This window comes from Mycobacterium sp. NGS34 (assembly GCF_059812845.1).
The window spans coordinates 34,853-52,727 of record NZ_JCALDM010000014.1; the positions used below are offsets into that span (position 1 = coordinate 34,853).

19 protein-coding genes are annotated in these 17,875 nt (G+C 67.6%); 9 read left to right on the forward strand and 10 right to left on the reverse strand.

What is annotated here, in order from left to right; genetic code table 11:
* Nucleotides 1–9: 9 nt before the first annotated feature.
* From AC5Y7V_RS25525 to AC5Y7V_RS25560, 8 genes are all read left to right on the forward strand, one after another.
* Nucleotides 10–675, forward strand: a complete 666-nt coding sequence (locus AC5Y7V_RS25525; RefSeq protein WP_499882831.1) for a TetR/AcrR family transcriptional regulator — start codon at nt 10–12, stop codon at nt 673–675.
* 10 nt (nt 676–685) lie between these two features.
* Nucleotides 686–880 carry a ferredoxin gene (locus AC5Y7V_RS25530; protein ID WP_499882832.1) on the forward strand — a complete coding sequence of 65 codons (195 nt, stop codon included), beginning with the start codon at nt 686–688 and terminating at the stop codon, nt 878–880.
* A 1-nt stretch (nt 881) separates the two neighbouring features.
* Nucleotides 882–2,126: a cytochrome P450 gene (locus AC5Y7V_RS25535; protein ID WP_499882833.1), complete on the forward strand. Its 1,245-nt coding sequence runs from the start codon at nt 882–884 to the stop codon at nt 2,124–2,126.
* 160 nt (nt 2,127–2,286) lie between these two features.
* Nucleotides 2,287–3,348, forward strand: a complete 1,062-nt coding sequence (locus AC5Y7V_RS25540; protein WP_499882932.1) for an amidohydrolase family protein — start codon at nt 2,287–2,289, stop codon at nt 3,346–3,348.
* Nucleotides 3,348–4,589, forward strand: coding sequence for a M24 family metallopeptidase (locus tag AC5Y7V_RS25545; protein WP_499882834.1), 1,242 nt, complete (start codon nt 3,348–3,350; stop codon nt 4,587–4,589). The genes AC5Y7V_RS25540 and AC5Y7V_RS25545 overlap by 1 nt, the downstream gene beginning before the upstream one ends.
* A complete protein-coding gene (locus AC5Y7V_RS25550) occupies nt 4,579–5,697 on the forward strand; it encodes a M24 family metallopeptidase (protein WP_499882835.1) in 1,119 nt (372 codons plus the stop codon). Before AC5Y7V_RS25545 ends, AC5Y7V_RS25550 begins: the two co-directional genes overlap by 11 nt.
* On the forward strand, nt 5,694–8,123 hold the full coding sequence (locus AC5Y7V_RS25555) for a CaiB/BaiF CoA transferase family protein (RefSeq protein ID WP_499882836.1): 2,430 nt from the start codon (nt 5,694–5,696) through the stop codon (nt 8,121–8,123). The genes AC5Y7V_RS25550 and AC5Y7V_RS25555 overlap by 4 nt, the downstream gene beginning before the upstream one ends.
* A gap of 52 nt (nt 8,124–8,175) precedes the next feature.
* Nucleotides 8,176–8,646: a hypothetical protein gene (locus tag AC5Y7V_RS25560; RefSeq protein WP_499882837.1), complete on the forward strand. Its 471-nt coding sequence runs from the start codon at nt 8,176–8,178 to the stop codon at nt 8,644–8,646.
* Here the strand turns inward: AC5Y7V_RS25560 and AC5Y7V_RS25565 are convergent.
* The 3 genes from AC5Y7V_RS25565 to AC5Y7V_RS25575 all read right to left on the reverse strand — a co-directional run bounded on the left by AC5Y7V_RS25565 (nt 8,579) and on the right by AC5Y7V_RS25575 (nt 11,070).
* Nucleotides 8,579–9,415 carry an SDR family NAD(P)-dependent oxidoreductase gene (locus AC5Y7V_RS25565; protein ID WP_499882838.1) on the reverse strand — a complete coding sequence of 279 codons (837 nt, stop codon included), beginning with the start codon at nt 9,413–9,415 and terminating at the stop codon, nt 8,579–8,581. The two genes, AC5Y7V_RS25560 and AC5Y7V_RS25565, sit on opposite strands and share 68 nt — an antisense overlap.
* A gap of 11 nt (nt 9,416–9,426) precedes the next feature.
* Nucleotides 9,427–10,278, reverse strand: coding sequence for a mycofactocin-coupled SDR family oxidoreductase (locus AC5Y7V_RS25570; RefSeq protein WP_499882839.1), 852 nt, complete (start codon nt 10,276–10,278; stop codon nt 9,427–9,429).
* 141 nt (nt 10,279–10,419) lie between these two features.
* Complete coding sequence (locus AC5Y7V_RS25575; protein WP_499882840.1) at nt 10,420–11,070, reverse strand: TetR/AcrR family transcriptional regulator; 651 nt, start codon at nt 11,068–11,070, stop codon at nt 10,420–10,422.
* Between the two features lie 219 nt (nt 11,071–11,289).
* Between AC5Y7V_RS25575 and AC5Y7V_RS25580 the strand changes: the two genes are divergently transcribed.
* On the forward strand, nt 11,290–12,465 hold the full coding sequence (locus AC5Y7V_RS25580) for an acyl-CoA dehydrogenase family protein (protein WP_499882841.1): 1,176 nt from the start codon (nt 11,290–11,292) through the stop codon (nt 12,463–12,465).
* On the opposite strand, the gene AC5Y7V_RS25585 is transcribed toward AC5Y7V_RS25580, so the two are convergent.
* From AC5Y7V_RS25585 to AC5Y7V_RS25615, 7 genes are read right to left on the reverse strand one after another with little or no spacing between them, the layout of a single operon-like run.
* A complete protein-coding gene (locus tag AC5Y7V_RS25585; protein WP_499882842.1) occupies nt 12,462–12,725 on the reverse strand; it encodes a DUF4190 domain-containing protein in 264 nt (87 codons plus the stop codon). The genes AC5Y7V_RS25580 and AC5Y7V_RS25585 overlap by 4 nt on opposite strands.
* Nucleotides 12,726–12,781: 56 nt before the next feature.
* Nucleotides 12,782–13,528: an acyl-CoA dehydrogenase family protein gene (locus tag AC5Y7V_RS25590; RefSeq protein ID WP_499882933.1), complete on the reverse strand. Its 747-nt coding sequence runs from the start codon at nt 13,526–13,528 to the stop codon at nt 12,782–12,784.
* A 52-nt stretch (nt 13,529–13,580) separates the two neighbouring features.
* Complete coding sequence (locus AC5Y7V_RS25595) at nt 13,581–14,669, reverse strand: acyl-CoA dehydrogenase family protein (protein ID WP_499882843.1); 1,089 nt, start codon at nt 14,667–14,669, stop codon at nt 13,581–13,583.
* Nucleotides 14,666–15,088 carry a nuclear transport factor 2 family protein gene (locus AC5Y7V_RS25600; protein WP_499882844.1) on the reverse strand — a complete coding sequence of 141 codons (423 nt, stop codon included), beginning with the start codon at nt 15,086–15,088 and terminating at the stop codon, nt 14,666–14,668. Before AC5Y7V_RS25600 ends, AC5Y7V_RS25595 begins: the two co-directional genes overlap by 4 nt.
* Entirely contained in the window at nt 15,072–16,286 is a 1,215-nt protein-coding gene (locus AC5Y7V_RS25605; protein ID WP_499882845.1) for a metal-dependent hydrolase family protein, read from the reverse strand. Before AC5Y7V_RS25605 ends, AC5Y7V_RS25600 begins: the two co-directional genes overlap by 17 nt.
* A gap of 3 nt (nt 16,287–16,289) precedes the next feature.
* The gene (locus tag AC5Y7V_RS25610; RefSeq protein WP_499882846.1) at nt 16,290–16,613 is read right to left on the reverse strand and encodes a hypothetical protein; all 324 of its coding nucleotides are present in this window, start codon (nt 16,611–16,613) and stop codon (nt 16,290–16,292) included.
* Complete coding sequence (locus tag AC5Y7V_RS25615) at nt 16,597–17,874, reverse strand: aromatic ring-hydroxylating oxygenase subunit alpha (RefSeq protein WP_499882847.1); 1,278 nt, start codon at nt 17,872–17,874, stop codon at nt 16,597–16,599. Before AC5Y7V_RS25615 ends, AC5Y7V_RS25610 begins: the two co-directional genes overlap by 17 nt.
* Between the last annotated feature and the right edge of the window lies 1 nt (nt 17,875).

The window sequence follows — 17,875 nt, forward strand, 5'->3', positions numbered from 1 at the left end:
ACTAGCGGAATGACGACCGCAGGCAGGACCGTTCGCACCGAGCGGGCCAGCTCCACCCAGGAGGCGATCCTGGCGGCGGCCGAGCGCCTATACGCCGAGCACGGCATGTTCGCCGTGTCGAACCGCCAGGTCAGCGAGGCGGCCGGGCAGGGCAACAACGCCGCGGTGGGCTACCACTTCGGCACCAAGGCCGACCTGGTGCGCGCCATCGAGCAGAAGCATCGCGGGCCCGTCGAGCAGCTGCGCGAACAGATGGTGGCCGAGCTGCTGGAGTCGCGCGGTTCCATCGAGATGCGGGACTGGGTGGCCTGCCTGGTGCGCCCGCTCACCGACCACCTCGCGGAGCTGGGGAACCCCACCTGGTACGCGCGTTTCGCGGCGCAGGCGATGACCGACCCGGCCTACTACAACATCATCGTCAAGGGGGCGCTCAGCTCGCCGTCGCTGGTCCAGGTCGTCGACGGGATCAACGGCTGCCTGCCCAACCTGCCGGCCGACGTTCGGTTCGAGCGCAACATCATGGCCCGCAACCTGTTGATGCACACCTGCGCCGATCGCGAACGGGCGCTGGCGGCGGGTTCCACGATGCACCAATCGTCTTGGCGCGCCGCCGCATCCGGCCTCATCGACGCCATCGTGGGCCTGTGGCTGGCGCCCGTGACCCCGGACGAATAGGGGCCGGCCGATGAAAGTCACTGTCGATCAGAACGCCTGCGCGTCGTCGGGCAACTGCGTCATGAACGCGCCCGAGGTGTTCGACCAGCGCGACGACGACGGGGTTGTCGTGTTGCTCAATCCGAATCCGCCGGCCGGGCAGGCCGAGGGCGCACGCCGCGCGGCCGCGGCGTGCCCCGCACTGGCCATCCACATCGAGGAATGAAATGTCGGACACCTTGACGAGCGCGAAACCCGGGACGGATCAACAGATCCCGGAATACCCGATGGCCCGCGACGCCGGCTGTCCATTCGCGCCTCCTCCGGACGTCATGGCGCTCGCCGAGGCCAAGCCGCTGTCCAGGGTCCGGATTTGGGACGGCAGCACACCGTGGCTCATCACGGGCTACGACCAAGTGCGGGAACTGTTTTCCGACGCCCGGGTCAGCGTCGACGACCGCACGCCGGGGTTTCCGCACTGGAACGAGGGCATGTTGTCCACCGTGCACAAGCGCCCGCGGTCGGTCTTCACCTCCGACGGCGAAGAACACACCCGCTTCCGGCGGATGCTGTCGAAGCCGTTCACGTTCAAGCGGGTCGAGGGATTGCGGCCGAGCATCCAGCAGATCACCGACGACCACATCGACGCGATGCTCGCCCGACCGCAGCCCGCGGACCTGGTTACCGCGTTGGCGCTGCCGGTCCCGTCGCTGGTGATCAGCCAGCTGCTCGGGGTGCCCTACGAGGACGCCGAAATGTTCCAGCACCACGCCAACGTCGGGCTTGCGCGCTACGCGACGGGGGAGGACACCGTCAAGGGCGCGATGAGCCTCAACAAGTACCTCGTCCAGCTGGTCGAGGCCAAGATGGAAGACCCGGCAGAAGACGCGGTGTCCGACCTCGCCGAGCGCGTCAAAGCCGGGGAACTCAGCGTCAAAGAGGCCGCCCAGCTCGCTACCGGGCTGCTGATCGCGGGCCACGAGACCACCGCGAACATGGTCGGGCTGGGCGTGCTTGCGCTGCTGCAGAATCCAGACCAGTTGGCCGTCATCCGGGATGCCGAGGACCCCAAGATCGTCGCGAACGCGGTCGAGGAACTGCTGCGCTACCTCAGCATCATCCAGAACGGCCAGCGGCGCGTGGCCCTCGACGACATCAACATCGCCGGCGAGGTCATCCGCGCCGGCGAGGGCATCATCATCGACCTTGCCCCGGCGAACTGGGATGCACGGGCGTTCACCGAGCCGGATCGGCTGTACCTGCACCGGTCGGGGGCGGATCGCAATGTCGCGTTCGGCTACGGCAGGCACCAGTGCGTCGGGCAACAACTCGCCCGCGCGGAGCTGCAAATCATCTACCGCACGTTGTTCCGCCGCGTCCCGACGCTGGAGTTGAGCATCCCGTTCGAGGAGGTGCCGTTCAAACACGACCGGCTCGCCTACGGCGTCTACGAATTGCCGGTGACCTGGTGAACCGGCCCGATTACTCCCAAAAAAGCCTATCCCGAATGGAGGGTCAACGATGACGACTCAAACAAGCGCACCTTCGCTCTACCCGCCGGGAGGTTTTGGCGCACCGAAGGATCGCCGCGGCCACGCCAGCGGCAGCAACGTGGGGCTGCCCGAAGGGACGGTGGTTTTTTCCGCCGACAACCACATCTCGCTGGCCGCCGACATCTTCTACGAGCGCTTCCCGGAGGAGTTCAAGGACAAGGCACCGCGGATCTGGTACGAGGACGGCGCTTATCAGGTCGGGCGAAAGGGGCAGTCGTTTCTGCCGGGTGACTTCAGCGCCGTGCTGATGCAGTACGACGACCTGCCCGGGGCCGCGAGCAACAACATCGAGGCACGCATCCAGGAGCTGCACGACGACGGCGTCGACAAGGAACTGGCATTCCCCAACGCGGTGCTCGCGCTCTTCCACTACCCGGACAAGAAGCTTCGCGAACTCACCTTCCGCATCTACAACGAGTACATCGCCGAGCTCCAGGAGCGCTCGAACGGCCACTTCTACGGCGCCGGGCTGATCAACTGGTGGGATCCCCAGGGCACCCGGCGCACGCTGGATGAGCTGAAATCGCTGGGGCTCAAGACGTTTCTGATGCCGCTCAACCCCGGCAAGGACGACGACGGCAATCCGATCGACTACTCGAGCACGTCGATGGACGCCGTCTGGGACGAGATCGAAGCCGCCGGCCTGCCGATCACCCACCACATCGGGGAGACGCCGCCGAAGAGCCCGACCGAGTTCAACAGCGTCGTCGTCGGGATGATGATCAATATCGACGGATTCCGGGAAACGTTCGCCAAGTACATCTTCGGCGGCATCCTCGACCGGCACCCGGCGCTGCGCATGGGCTGGTTCGAGGGCGGGATCTCCTGGGTGCCGTGGGCGCTGCAAGACGCCGAGCACCTGGTGGCGTCCTATCAGCACATGTTCAACCGGCCGCTGGAACACGACGTGCGCTACTACTGGGACAACCACATGAGCGCGTCGTTCATGGTCGACCCGCTGGGCCTGGAGCTGATCGACAAGATCGGCGTGGACAAGGTGATGTGGTCCAGCGACTACCCGCACAACGAAAGCACCTACGGTTACTCGGAGAAATCGCTGGCCGCCGTGGTTGCCGCCGTCGGACCGGAGAACGCGGCGCGAATCGTCAGCGGCAACGTCACCGAGTTCCTGGGTTTGTAATGACGACGTTGGCACAATCGGGCGCCGGTCTGGTGATCCCCGAAACACCCGACCTGACCCGGATGCGCCGCGAGACCGGCGCGCGGCTGCGCTCGGCGATGGCCGAACGCGGGGTCGACGCGATGATCCTGCTGGGCAACAACGCGGTGGTGTACGCCACCGGGACCAGTTGGCCGCTTGGTGATGCGGGCCTGTCCTATGTCGAGCGGCCGGTGGCCGTGGTGCTCGCCGCCGACGACTGGCCGCACCTGTTCCTGCCGTTCCGCGAGGGCGTCGCGCACGAGTCGGGGCTTCCCGCCGACCATCTCCACGGTCCGGTCTACCTCGAATTCGACGAAGGGGTCACCGATTTCGCCCGCCGGCTGGCCGGCCTGATACCGGCCGGGGCGGTGATCGCGGTGGACGAGTGCACCGGCGCGATGTCGCGAGCCGCGAAGTCGTTGTTCCCCAACGGCGCTCCCGCCGATGCGGCGCCCATTGTCAGCGCCGCCAAGGTCGTCAAGACCCCCGACGAACTGGCCTGCATCCGCGCCGCCGTCCGGATCACCGACGAGGCGATGGTCGACGTGGTCAAGGCCCTCGCCCCCGGCGTCCGCCAGACAGACCTGTCCGCAAGCTTTTTACGGCGGGCCTTCGAATTGGGCGCCATGGCCAGCATGCTGGAGCCGATCTGGCAGGTCATGCCGCCGAGCAAGGCCGAAGGGGTCTGGACGACACATGGGGACCTGGCGCTGCCGCTGCTGAGCACCGAGCGCGAACTCGCCGAGGGCGACGTCCTGTGGACCGACGTCAGCATCACCTACCACGGGTATTGCTCGGACTTCGGCCGCACCTGGATCGTGGGCCGGGAACCGACACCGCGTCAGCAGGCGCAGTTCGACAGGTGGCAGAACATCATGACCGCCGTCGAGGCCGTGGCCCGCGCCGGCGCCACCGCCGGCGATCTGGGCAGGGCCGCCATCGCGGCCAACGACGGCGCGCGACCCTGGCTGCCGCACTTCTACCTCGGGCACGGGATCGGCGTCAACGCCGCCGAAATGCCCATGATCGGAACGGATCTCGGCCAGCAGTTCGACGACAACTTCGTCCTGCAGGCGGGCATGGTCCTGGTGCTCGAGCCGGTGGTCTGGGAGGACGGCACCGGCGGCTACCGCAGCGAAGAAGTCGTGGTGATAACCGAGGAAGGCTCGACTCGATTGACCGACTACCCCTACGCCCCCTATGGCTCCCATGTCCGTTGACGTCTGCCCCGACGCGCGGGCGCTACGATCGGGTCGCCGTCAGCGCGCCCTGGACCAGATGGCCGCGCACGACCTCGACGTTCTGGTTTTGGGTCGGCAGGCCAACACCCGCTACGTCACCGGCACCCCGCAGCTGTGGGTCGCCGGCACCCGGCCGTTCGGCCCGTCGTGTGTGCTGGTTCGGGCGACCGGCGCCATTCACCTGCTCAGCACGTGGGATGAAGGCGTCCCGGATGACATTCCCCACGAGAACCTGTACGGCATCTCATGGAACCCTGCCACCACCATGTCGGTGCTGCGACGCATCGATGGTGCGGCCACGGCGCGCCGCGTCGGAACCGACGCGCTCTCACCGGCTTTCGCGCAGCTGCTGCCCACCGCCTTTCCCAACGCCGAGCTGGTCGACGGCGAGGTCGCGATGCGCGCCGCCCGGCGCGTCAAGACCGCCGAAGAGGTCGCCGCGCTCCGGGAGGCGTGCGCGGTGGCCGAGTCCGGCCTCGCTGCCGCGGTGGCCGAGCTGCACCCCGGCGTGCGTGAACAAACCCTGGCCGGCGTCATGCTGGAGGCCATGGCGGCCGGCGGCGTGAGCACGCCGTCCAACCAGGAGTTCGCGTGGATCACCTCGCCCGACCACCCGTGGCGGCGGGTCACCGGGGACGGCCGCGTGAACGATGGTGATCTGGTGGCGTTTTCGGCCGGCGTCCTCGCCGGCGGCTACATGGGCGAGGTCGGGCGCACCTGGCCGGCGGGCGAGGGCCGTGGCGCCCCCGCCTTGTATCGGCGCTGGGACGATCTGTGGGACAGGCTGCTCGCCGCGTGCCGGCCCGGCGCCGCGGCCGGCGACCTGCTGGCGGCCTACGAGGCCGCCGGGGAACCCGCGCCGCCGATGCCGGTGGCCCGGGGCCTGGGCATGGGCTTCGACCCGCCGGTGGTGTCCAACCACCTGCCGCGCACCGCGGCCGACGAACGGCTCGAGCCGGGAATGGTTTTGGCCGTGACGGGCTACGTCTGGGAACAGGGAGTCGGGGCGGTGTTCGGGCGTGAGGCGGTGTTGATCACCGCCGACGGGCCCGAGGTGCTGACCTCGAGCCCGTCATGGCGGGCATGAGTGAGCGACCGCGGGTCGAAGCGCCCCTGGCCGGCTGCACGGTGGTCGACCTCTCCACCGGAATAGCGGGCGCCTACTGCACCAAGCTGCTCGCCGACGGCGGCGCCGACGTCATCAAAGTCGAACCGCCCGAAGGCGATCCGCTGCGCCGGTGGTCGGCCTCGGGCGCGTCCTTCCCCGCCGAAGCCGACGGGGCGCTGTTCGGCTTCCTGTCCGGTGCCAAGCACAGCGTGGTCGCCGACCCCGCGCTTGATGACGACATCGACCTGGTCAGCCGGTTACTGACCACTGCGGACGCGGTGGTGTGGTCCCGAGGCTCGCGGGTTGCCGAACACCCGCGATTCACGCCCGAGGCGATCCATCGGGCACACCCACACCTGACCGTCACCTCCATCACGCCGTTCGGCCTGCGGGGACCCTGGAAAGACCGGCCCGCAACCGAATTCACCCTGCAGGCATGGTCGGGCGGGATCGTCGGGCTGGGTCGCGGGTTGCCGGAACGGGCGCCCGTCTTCGTCGGTGGGCAGGTCGGTGAGTACATGGCCGGCGCGTACGCGAGCGCCGCCACCCTGGCGTCGCGGTCGCGCCGCGACGGCTCGGCCGGCCCCGGCGAAATCATCGACCTGTCGATGCTGGAGACCCAGATCCTGTGCCTGACTTACTATCCGGTGAGCTACTTCGAGATGCTCGGCCGGCCCTGGCGAGACGCGAGACGCCTCACGGTGCCGGGCGTGGCCCAGGCGAAGGACGGTCTGGTCGACCTCGGCTGTGGGACCGCGCAGCAGTGGTTTGACCTGTGCGCGATGGTCGGCCACCCGGAGTGGATCGATGAGAAGTCGCCGCTGACCATCACCGAACAGGCCAACATCCACGCCGACGACATCTACGCCTGGGTCGAGGCCAACCTGGTGGACGAGATCCGCGAGCTCGCGACGGCCTTCCGAATCCCCAACGCGCCGGTCGCCAACGGCGCCAACATCGAGTCATTGGAACACTTCGTCGAACGAGGCTCCTTCGTGCGCAACCCGCGCGGCGACTTTCACCAGCCCAACCAGCCCTACCGGATGCGGCCCGCGAGGCTACGGCCGCCCGCGGGGGCGCCGCGGCTGGGCGAGCACACCGAGCGCCACCGGGCCGCGACGCTGACCCCGCGGCCCACGCCGGCGCCCTCCGGGGTGCCGAAACCCTTGCCGTTCAGTGGGCTTCGGGTATTGGACCTGACCACCTTCTGGGCCGGGCCCTGCTGCACCCACTTCCTGGCCATGCTCGGCGCCGAAGTCATCCACGTCGAGTCCGCCCGCCGGCCGGACGGCACGCGGCTCATCGCCGGAATACCCAGCACCGAAAGGCAGTGGTGGGACAAGTCGCCGATCTTCGCGGCCCTCAATACCAACAAGAAGGGCCTGGCGCTGGACCTGCAGCGTCCGCGAGGACGGGAGGTCCTGCTGCGGCTCGTCGCGACGTGCGATGTGATCGTGGAAAACTTCACCCCCCGGGTGCTCGACCAGATCGGTCTGGATTTCGCGGCGGTTCAAGCGGTCCGGCCCGATGCGGTGATGCTGCGCATGCCCGGGTTCGGGCTCGACGGGCCGTGGCGCGACAACCCGGCGTTCGCCTACGCCATCGAATCGGCATCGGGCCTGAGCTGGCTGACCGGCTACCCCGACCGCCCGCCGTACGAGCCGTATTCGATCGGCGACCCCAACGCCGGCGTCCACGCCCTCAACGCCCTGCTGCTGGCGCTGGAGCACAGACGCCGCACCGGGGACGGGGTTCTGGTCGAGGCGTCGATGGTGGACGCGGCGCTGAACATCGCCGCCGAGCAGGTCATCGAGTACACCGCGTACGGGGCGCTGCTGCAGCGCGCCGGCAACCGCGGGCCGGCCGCGGCACCCCAGAACCTCTACCGCGCCGCCGACATCGACGAATTCGGCCGGCCCGATTGCTGGGTCGCCATCGCGGTGCAAACCGACGATCAGTGGCAACAGCTGTGCGACGCGCTCGGATCACCCTCCTGGGCAACCGATCCCAAGCTGTCGACCCAAGCCGGGCGGCGCGCTGCGGAGGATCTGATCGACGAGCGGCTGGCCGCGTGGTGTGAGCACCGCCGCCGCGACGACATCGTCGCCACGCTTTGGGACGCCGGCGTGCCGGTGGCCAAGGTGATGCAGCCCCACCGCCAGACGGAGTTGCAGCAGCTGGCATTTCGCGGCTTCTTCGAAGAGGTCGACGACCCGCTGAACGGCCGGGCCAGGCTCAGCACGGTGCCCATGAGGTTCTCCGGCCGGCCCGGGCGGCTCCACCCGAATCCGGCACCCACGCTCGGGCAACACAACCAAGAGGTGCTCTCCGTACTCGGTCTGACCCGAGCGGAGATCGCGGACCTGGAGGCCGAGGGAATCATCGCCAGCGCTCCGGCGATGTAAGCCGCTACGGCGTCGCCGTCACATTTCCGACCGCTGCGGAGTCTGAAGGGGTATGAACGCACTACTGCATCGAAGCGCATTGGCCATTTTGGGTGCCGGCGGCGCCGTGACGGGCGGGTGGGCCTACGCGGCGCCGCGCCGCTGGTATGACACCTTTCCCGGCTTCGGCATGAGCTGGCTCCCGCCGCTCGGCCCGTACAACGAGCACTTCGTGAAGGACGTCGGGGCAATGTATCTGGCCATGGCCGCGGTCACGGCTGTGGCGTTCGTCCTGGTCGCCAACCAGACCCTCGTCAGGGTCACGGCGGTCATGTGGCTGGTCTACAACACACTGCACTGCGTCTATCACCTGCCGATGCTGCAGATGTACAACACCCGGGACGCGACGGTGAATGCGATTCTGTTGCCGCTGCTCGTGGTGGTCGCGGCGGCGCTGTTCATCCCGGTGCGAACCGCTAGTGGGACCAGCCCTCGGCGGCCTGCTCGTCAAAAGTGCGATCAATGCGGTCGAATCGACGCTTGACCGAGGCGCGCGCCGCCTCGTGCGGCAGGACGTACAGGCGGTTCGCCAGGATCGCGTCGGCGGTTAGCCGCGCCACGTCGTCGACGCCGAGGGTTTGGTCCTGCGCCGGCAGCGGCCCGAGCGAACCCGTCACGTCGGGCGTCGACGCCAGCCCGTAATCCGCGCCGCGGATCCGTTCCGAGTTGGAGACCAGCTTGGTTTCGACCACCATCGGGCACAGCACCGAGACGCCGATGCCGTTGTCCCTGACCTCGCGGGCCAGCGTCTCCGCCAAAGCCACGACGCCGTACTTGGCCACGCCGTACGCCCCGAGGCCCGCGTTGGGAACCAGCCCGGCGAACGACGCGGTGAACGCGATGTGGCCACCGGTGCCCTGCTCGAGCAGTCTCGGCAGGAACGCCTCGACGGCGTGGATCGACCCCCACAGGTCGATATCGATCACCCACCGCCAGTCCTCGTGCGTCATCTGCGCGATCGGGCCCGCGACCACGATGCCGGCGTTGCTGAACAGGACGTCCACCTGGCCGAGAAGGCGAAACGCTTCGTCCGCGAGGTGAACCATCTCCTCGAGGTGCCGCACGTCGCACATCACGCCGTGGGCGTCGAACCCCTCGCCACGCAAGTGCGCGACGGCCTGCTCCAGTGCGGGCTGGTCGACGTCGGCGAGCACGAGCCTGGCTCCCCGGCGGGCAAACTCGGTGGCGGTGGCAAGGCCGATGCCGCTCGCCCCGCCGGTGACCACGGCGCTGCGTCCCTCGAATCCGTCCATGGGACGGAACGCTACTTAAGGCAGCTACCCGCGTCGATGGGCAGGGTCACGCCGGTGACGTAGCGGGACTCGTCGGAGGCGAAGAACAGCACCGCGTTGCTGATGTCGATCGGATCGACCCACGGGATCGGCAGCGTGTGGAACATCTGGCAGATCGGCGCCATGTCGTCGGGGCCCGGGTTCTCCAGGTCCGGCCGGAACATCCGCCACGTGCCCTCGTTCATGATCATCGCCGTGCTCACGTGGGTCGGGTGCACCGAGTTGACCCGAATCATGTGTTGCCCCAACTCGACTCCGAACGCGCGCATCAGGCCCACCACGCCGTGCTTGGCGGCGACATAGTGCCCGGTGTGCGGGTACGCCTTGAGCCCTCCGACCGAACTGGTCAGGACGATCGATCCGCCGCGCCCGCCGGCCAGGATGTGCGGGACGCCGGCCTTCACCGTTTTCCACACCCCGGACAGGTTGACGTCGATCATTTCCGTCCAGTCCTCTTCGCTGGTTTTGTCCAGCGTCTGACCGCCATTGCCGATGCCCGCGTTGGCAACGATGATGTCCAGCCGGCCCAGCTGCTCGACACCGCTGTCGACGGCGGCCTTCAGCGCGGCGTAGTCGCGCACGTCGACCTCGGCCGTGACGATCCGGCGGTTGTGCCCCTTGACGAGGTCGGCCGTCTCCGCCAGGTCCTCCGGCGTCGACGCGGGGATCGCCGCGCCCTCGACCAGGCCCTCGCGGATCGGCTTGCAGATGTCGACCGCGATGATGTCGGCGCCCTCCTGCGCCAACCGCACCGCGTGGCTGCGGCCCTGACCGCGCGCCGCCCCGGTGATGAAGGCGACTTTGCCCTCGACACGTCCAGTCATGGTCATTCCCTCATTCCACGAGTAACCCGCCGACGCTTGTCAACGCCGGATCCATTTCGGCTACTTCCGGTTCTAGATATTAGAGAACATCATTCTCGCCTGGCAATGCCGTGCGCTATTTGCTCGCTTTGCTACGGGTTGCTAGCCGACGAATCCGCGTGAGCAGAAGTCCCAGACCTCGTCGGCCGTGATGGGATGGACCGTCGCGTCGTCGGAGCCGCCGCTGGATTGTGCGATGAACATCACGGTCTGCATGGTCATCGCGGCCACCCGCTTCGGGTTGATGTCGGCGCGCAGTTCACCGGCGTCGGCGGCGGCCTCCATGAGCTCGGTGAGCAACGCCAGCAGCGGCGCGTGCGCGACCTTGACCTCTGCCGGGTGCGTGACCAGCAAACGAGGAGCGAAGTCGGTGAACAACGGCCGTTTGGCCGTCGGATCCGGACGTGACGACTCGTACAGCAGCTCGACGGCGACCTTGAGGCGCTCCAGCGCGTCGGTGTGGCTCTCCGTGGCCGCGCGGATCTGATCGGCGGAACGGCTCAGCGCGTCTTCGAACAGGGCGAGCAAGAGCTCGTGCTTGCCGTCGAATTGCAGGTAGAAGCTCCGCAACGACTGGCGGGAGCGATCCACGACCTCCTGGACGGTGAAGTCGGTGCTGCCCTTCTCGATGATGATCGCCTGCGCCGCGTCGAGGAACCGCTGAACGCGCTGTGCCGCGCGCAATTTCGCGGTCTTGATCGACCGCTCGACGGCGCGCTGCTTCCAGGCCGGCTCTTCGCTCGGGCTTGTCACGGCCGGCTCAGACGATTGCCGCGTGGGGAGAACATGATTGGACTCTACCGGAGAACGCCGTGCCATCGGTGCGCTCGACCCCCTATGGACGTCGTGTCTGAGATTGTAACTTTCTCACGACGAGAATACTATTCTCTTACACGTGTGTATGGAAGCTTAATCGCTAGAGCGAACCGCGCCGTCGCCGAGAATCCGCAAACCGTCTTTCGCAGGAGTGCTGTGCAGCTGACCTTCGATGCCGACGTCGAGGCGTTCCGCGCCGAGTTCGTGGCCTTCCTCGACGAGCATCTTCCCGCCGAGGCGGAAACTCTCGAGCGACCGCGGTCGAGTTCGCACATCCCGGAGTGGGCGCGGCGCTGGCAACGGCTGCTCTTCGACAGTGGGTGGCTGGTGCCCGGCAATCCGCCGGAATTCGGTGGCCGCAACGCGACCCTCTTGCAGCAATACGTGTACATGGAGGAACTGGGACGCCGGCGCATCTATCAGAGTTTCAATCCGCAGGGCGTCGGCATCATCGCCGCGTCCCTGCTGACGTTTGGCACCCCGGAGCAGAAGCGGCGATGGGCGGTGCCGATCCTACGGGCGGAGATCACCGCGTCGTTGGGGATGAGCGAACCGGGCGCGGGTTCGGACCTCGCGTCGCTGAAAACGCGCGCGGTGCTTGATGGTGACCACTTCGTGGTCAACGGCCAGAAGGTGTGGACGTCGGGGGCTCACGACGCCGACGTGCTGTTGACTTTCGTGCGCACCGACCCGGGCAAGCCGAAACACAAGGGCATCAGCGCGTTGATGATCCCGACCGATATCCCGGGTGTGGTGCGCCGCCCGTTCGCGTCGATGTGCGACGGCGACGAAATCGACTTCAACGAGGTGTTTTTCACCGACGCACGGGTGCCGGCCGAAAATCTGATCGGTCAGCTCGACGAGGGCTGGCGGGTGGCAACCGGCTCGCTCGGCCACGAACGGATCATGCTGTGGACGGGATACGTCGATCTGTTGCACGGCCTGACCGCCGATTTCAGCCCGTCCGGACCGCTCGAGCGGGACCGCTACGCCACATTGGTGATGGACTCCTACGCGCTGCGACTGCTGGGGTCGGCGGCCCTGGCCCGCGCCGCCCGCGGCGAAGAGGATGTGCCCGCCCAGTCGGTGCTCAAGCTACTCGGTTCGGAGGCCCTGCAACGCGCCGCCGAGGACGCGTTGAACGCCGCGGGCGCCGAGGGTCTCGTGTACCACGCGGTCACCGCCCCGTTCGCACCGCTGGACCTGGACAGCCACTACCGCAGCTGGTTCGACCGCTACGCGCGCAGCTTCGCGGCAACCATCGCCGGCGGCACCTCCGAGATCCAGCGGAACATCATCGCCGAACGGGTGCTCGGCCTGCCGCGCAACTAGCGGGCGTCGAGCCAGGCGTAGTAGCCGATCGCGACGAGCCCGGCCGCGATCGAAACGGCCCCTAAGACCATGCCCGCCATCGCGATTCGGGGATTGTTCGCCTCACCGCGCTGCACTCGCCTGCGGGCGACGTCGCCGGTTATCACCGCCACGATGCCGAAGGGCACTCCGATCAGCATCCAGCAGGTGAGGAGTGCGACGATGCCCACGAGCAGCGAGGCGACGCCGACCTCGTTTCGAGGTCTGTCGGGCTGGCTCATCGCGTCCCATCGTCGTGGTTGCGAGACGAGTGTACGCGCAGGAATCCGCGGGTCGGTTAGAGCTGCGCGAGCCGCGGCGCGAAGCCCTTGGTTCGCAACATCGTTCCGGCTTCACGCGTCAATTCCCGCGCGCTGCCCAGCAGCCCGTCCAAGACCAGCGACCGCTTGACGTGATGGTGGAGCCGGTGCTCGGCGGTGAAGCCGATGCCGCCCAGCACCTGCTGGCAATGGCGCGCGGCGGTGAGCGCGGCCTGGCCCGCCGCGGCCTTGGCCAGCAGGGAAGCCAGGCCGTCGGCGTCGTCCGTCTGCGCAGCGGCGTTCAGGGTCGCCTCGGCGCCCTCGATCGCGACGAGCGTTTCGGCCAGCCGGTGCCGGACTGCCTGGAACGAGCCGATGCGCCGCCCGAACTGAACACGGTCGACGGCGTGCTGGCGCGCCAGCGACAGCATCGCCCGGCCGGTGCCGACCAGCCACCAGCCCACCGCCCGCCGTCCCTCGGCGAGCGGAACCGGATCGCATTCTGGCACATGGTGTATCGGCAGCCCGTCCATCGCCGGGGTCGCGCGGTCGTCACGCTCCCACACCACCCATGAACCCCCGGCGAACGGCAGGGGTACGGTTCCGCCGTCGTCGCGTCCGGCCGCCCGCAGCACCACATCGTTGAGCACCGGCGCGTGCGCGCCGGTCTCGCCGAGCAGCCGGAACACCAAAGGCATTGCCACGTCGGGTATTTCGTCGAGCATGTCGTGCCAGCCGAGATCGGACAGCGCGACATCCAGCTTGGCCCCACTCGCGGCGGTCATGGTGGTGCGCAGCGAGTCGGCCAGCAGCTGCAGCGCCTCGGAGTCCACCGATTCACTCCTTCCCGAGGTCGAGCAGCCGACGGGCGATGATGTTGCGCTGGATCTCGGCGGTGCCGCCGTAGATGGTGGCGGCGCGCGAGTACAGGTACTCCGACCGCCACGGTGTGTCGTCGAGCTCCAGCGTCCCGGGCAACAGGTCGCGCACGGTGTCGTAGAGGCGTTGCTCGGCGGTGGCCAGCAGCACCTTGTCGATGGAGGTGTCCGGTCCCAGTCGTGCGCCGTCGCGCAACCGGTGCTGGGTGTCGCGGGATCGGCAGCGCAGCGTGTGCAGCGCCAGATAGGCCGAGCCCAGGGCGGATTCGTCGGGTTCCCGCGCTTCGGCAATGAGTTCGTCGAAGCGCGAGTAGAGGTAGGCGATCCGCTGCCAGAAGCAGGCGGAGCGCTCGTAGGGGAGCAGGTCCATCGCGAGCTGCCAGCCGTCTCCGGGTCGGCCGAGCATCCGGCTCGCCGGGATCACCACGTCGTCGTAGTAGACCTCGCAGAATTCGTCGACCCCGTGCATCGTGCGTAGCGGCCGGATGGTGATGCCCGGTGTGTCGAGGTCGACGAAGAAGGCGGTGATTCCGTGGTGACCCGGCGCGGTGCGGGTGAGCAGGATGCAGCGTGTCGAGAATTGCGCGAAGCTGGTCCAGACCTTCTGGCCGTTGACGATCCAGTTGTCGCCCTGGGGCGTGGCGCGGGTGGTCAGCGACGCGAGGTCGCTGCCGGACCCCGGCTCCGAAAACCCCTGGCACCAGTGCTCGCGGCCGCTGAGCAGCCGCGGCACCATTTCCGCCGCGAGTTCGGCGGGCGCGTAATCGATCATCGTGGGCGCCAGCACTTCGAGCATCGAGTAGGGACCGGGCTCGGCCAGCCGGCGGCCCACCACCTCCTCGCCGACGATCGCGCGCAGGACCGCGGGACCACCCAGGCCGCCCACTTCGACCGGCCAGCCGTAGCGCATCCAATCGGCGTCATACAACGCACGGCTGACGCGGGCGAATTGCTCCATGTGGCCCTGCAGCGAGTGGTCGGGCCCCGGGGTCAGATCGTTTTCTTCGAGCCACGCGCACAGGCCCGCCCGGAACTCCTCGACATTCACGGCTGCGGACGGCCGACGGCGTGCGGGCGCCCCGAGTCGTGCACGCCGCTGCGACGGATGAACGTCATCGCCCGTGTCTTCAGCCGCCATCCGTCGGCGGTGCGGGTGTAGGTGTCGCGGTAGTAGCCGATTCTCATGTCATGGGTGGCGTGGTCGATGAAGCACAGCGGCTGGGTGCCGCTGGCGGAATCACCATCGATGTTTTCTATCAGGGCAGTTCCGGTGAGGAACAACCCCTTTGGGGCCGCCGCCACCAACTCGGGAAACCGGTCCAACTGGTAGGTGGAGCCGAAGGCGCTGTAGGTGCCGTCGGGCGTGAAGACGCCGACGAGCCCGTCGATGTCCTCCTGCGTGATGGTGACCGCGTAGCGCGCGAGCAGCTGCTGAATCTCGACCAGGTCGTCAGTTCTGGTTGGCATAGACCTTGCCGCCTTTCATGACGAAGCTGACGTGCTGGGTAACGGTGATGTCGTCCAACGGGTTTCCGGGGACCGCGATGATGTCGGCGAGCTGGCCCTCGGCCAGCCGTCCCCGGTCGGTCGAGTTGATCAGCTCGGCCGCGGTCACCGTGGCGGCGCGCAGCACCGCCAGCGGCGGCAGGCCCCATTCGACGAGGGTGACGAGCTCGTCGGCGTTCTTGCCGTGCGGGATCGCGGGGGCGTCGGTGCCGACGGCGATCTTCACACCGGCGTTGTGGGCGGCCAGGATCGAGGTGCGCGACCTCGGGAATATCTCCGCGGCCTTGGCCTGCAGCTCGGGTGGGGCGTGCGAGACGTCCATGCCCTCGGCCAGACGCCGGGTGGACACCAGGAACGTGCCGTGCTCGACCATCGTGGCGATCGCCTCGTCGTCGATCAGGAAGCCGTGCTCGATGCAGTCGATGCCGGCCGCGACGGCATGCTTGACCGCATCCGCCCCGTGCGTGTGCGCGGCGACGCGCAGCCCGCGCCGATGCGCCTCGTCGACGATCGCACGCAGTTCCTCGTCCGAATAGTGTTGGGCGCCCGGCGGTCCCGTGAGCGACATCACCCCGCCCGAGCAGCAGACCTTGATCAGCTCGGCGCCGTGTTTGATCTGGTACCGCACCGCCTTACGAATTTCGTCGATCCCGTTGGCGATGCCCTCTTCGACCGTCAGATCCAGCACGTGGGGCGCGAACGCGGCGAACATCGTCGGATCCAGGTGGCCGCCGGTCGGGGTGATCGCGTGGCCGGCCGGCACCACTCTCGGGCCCTCGATCCAGCCCGCGTCGATGGCCTTGCCCAGCGCGACGTCGAGCAGGTAACCGCCGGTCTTGACGAACAACCCGAGGTTTCGCACCGTCGTGAAGCCGGCGCGCAACGTGCGGCGGGCGTTGCCGACCGCGCGCAGCACCCGCGTCGGCGGGTCGTCCTGAACCTGGGAGAGCCCCGGTTTCTCCCCGCGCCCGCCCATCAGGAGGTTGACCTCCATGTCCATCAGGCCGGGCAGCAGGATTCGGTCGCCGAGGTCGATGAGCTCACCCTCGGGATCACCGCCCACGCCGGCGATCCGGTCGCCCTCGATCCGGACGACACCGGGGGACACGATCTCACCGGCGTCGACGTCAAGCAGCCCGGCGGCCTTGAGCGTCAACACCGGTTAGATCACCGGTTCCCGGATGCACTCCACCCACGCCGCGCCGCTGTCGGGCACCCGCGGTTGTTTCCACGCCTCGATCGGGAATGACACCATGACGAGTGACTGCATGATGTGCATCAGCGTACGGGCGTCCTCGGGCAGATCGTCCAGCGGGAACTTGTCGCAGTAGGCGATGGCGTCGTTCAGGCGGGGGAACGCCACGTCGTAGAAAGCCTGCATCTCGGCCATGGTCGAGGCCAGCCGCTTGGCGTAGCGCTCGGGTTCGGTCGCCAGGTCCCAATCCAAATATGGCTCCAGATCGGCGAATTCAGTGGGCAGCGCCATTGTGGGCGTACTCCTTCACGTAATCGCCGGTGGTCTTGTGCAAGTGGCGGATCAGGACCTCCTGATCGCACAGCAGGAATTCCTTGACGGCCCGGGTGCCGATCATGGTCTGGGTCGCTTCCAGCGTGTTGGCGTCCTGCAGCGCGTATTCCTTGAAGGTCACCGCGGCGAGCTCCTGGGCCAACCGCTCCCGCGCATTGCGCGGCGGAACGAAATACAGCGTGCATTCGAAGATGTGCTTGTCCACCGCGGTCGGCCAGTAGTGGTAGGTCAAAAACCAGCCCGGCTCCCAGATCAGCAGCATGAAGTTCGGATAGAACAGCCACGAGTCGATGCCCCACTGCGGCACCTTCTTCACGTTGACACCCGGCGGCAGCTCGAGGTTCTCGATGATATCCGGCTTGTCCCACGGGCCGAACAAACCGCTGCGCAAAACCTGGTCCATCGGCTTGACCATGCTCATGTCCGACGGCGGCGCCTGACCACCCCACGTCGACTGCAGGTTGTGCGGACCGGCCACCTCGTAGTGCAGCGCCTCGTAGCCGTACTTCTGGATCTTGGCGGCTTCTTCCTTGGTGTACTGCCCCTGGTGCAGGATCGGCGCGTGGTAGAACTCGACGAACGCGTCGATGAACAGCTTCCAGTTGCTGCCGACCTCGGCCCGGTACGAGTAGGTCTCCGTCATCTCGCCGAAGGGGTAGCCCTCGATGCTCTTGGCAAGCGGCCCGAGGTAGTCGGTCAGCGGCGAGGCGTTGTCGTCGAAGTTGATGAAGATGAATCCTTCCCACACCTCGCAGCGGACGGGAGCCAGGCCGTATTGGCTCTTGTCGAGGTCGAAGAACTCGTCTTCCTGCTGGACGAAGGTCAACTCGCCGTCCAGGCTGTAGCGCCAGGCGTGGTACTTGCAGGTGAACTGCCGGCACGTGCCCGACGTCTCCTCCTGCGGAAAGTCGTTCCACACCAGCTTGTTTCCGCGGTGCCGGCAGACGTTGTGATAAGCCTTGACGGATCCGTCCTTGGTTTTGACGACGATCACCGACATGCCCTTGCCGGCCGACGGCAGCTCCTTGGTGAAGTAGCTGCCGGTGCGCGGCAGGCGATTGACCCGGCCGACGTTGAGCCACTGCCTTTTAAAGACCGCCTCGCGCTCGGCCTCGAAGAACTTCGGGTCGATCGAGTCGGTGTAGTCGACCGGGGCGGTCCCGAGTTCGGGGTAGTTCTCTGTCCAGCTGCCGGCAGCCGGTTTCGGAAAGTGGGGCAAG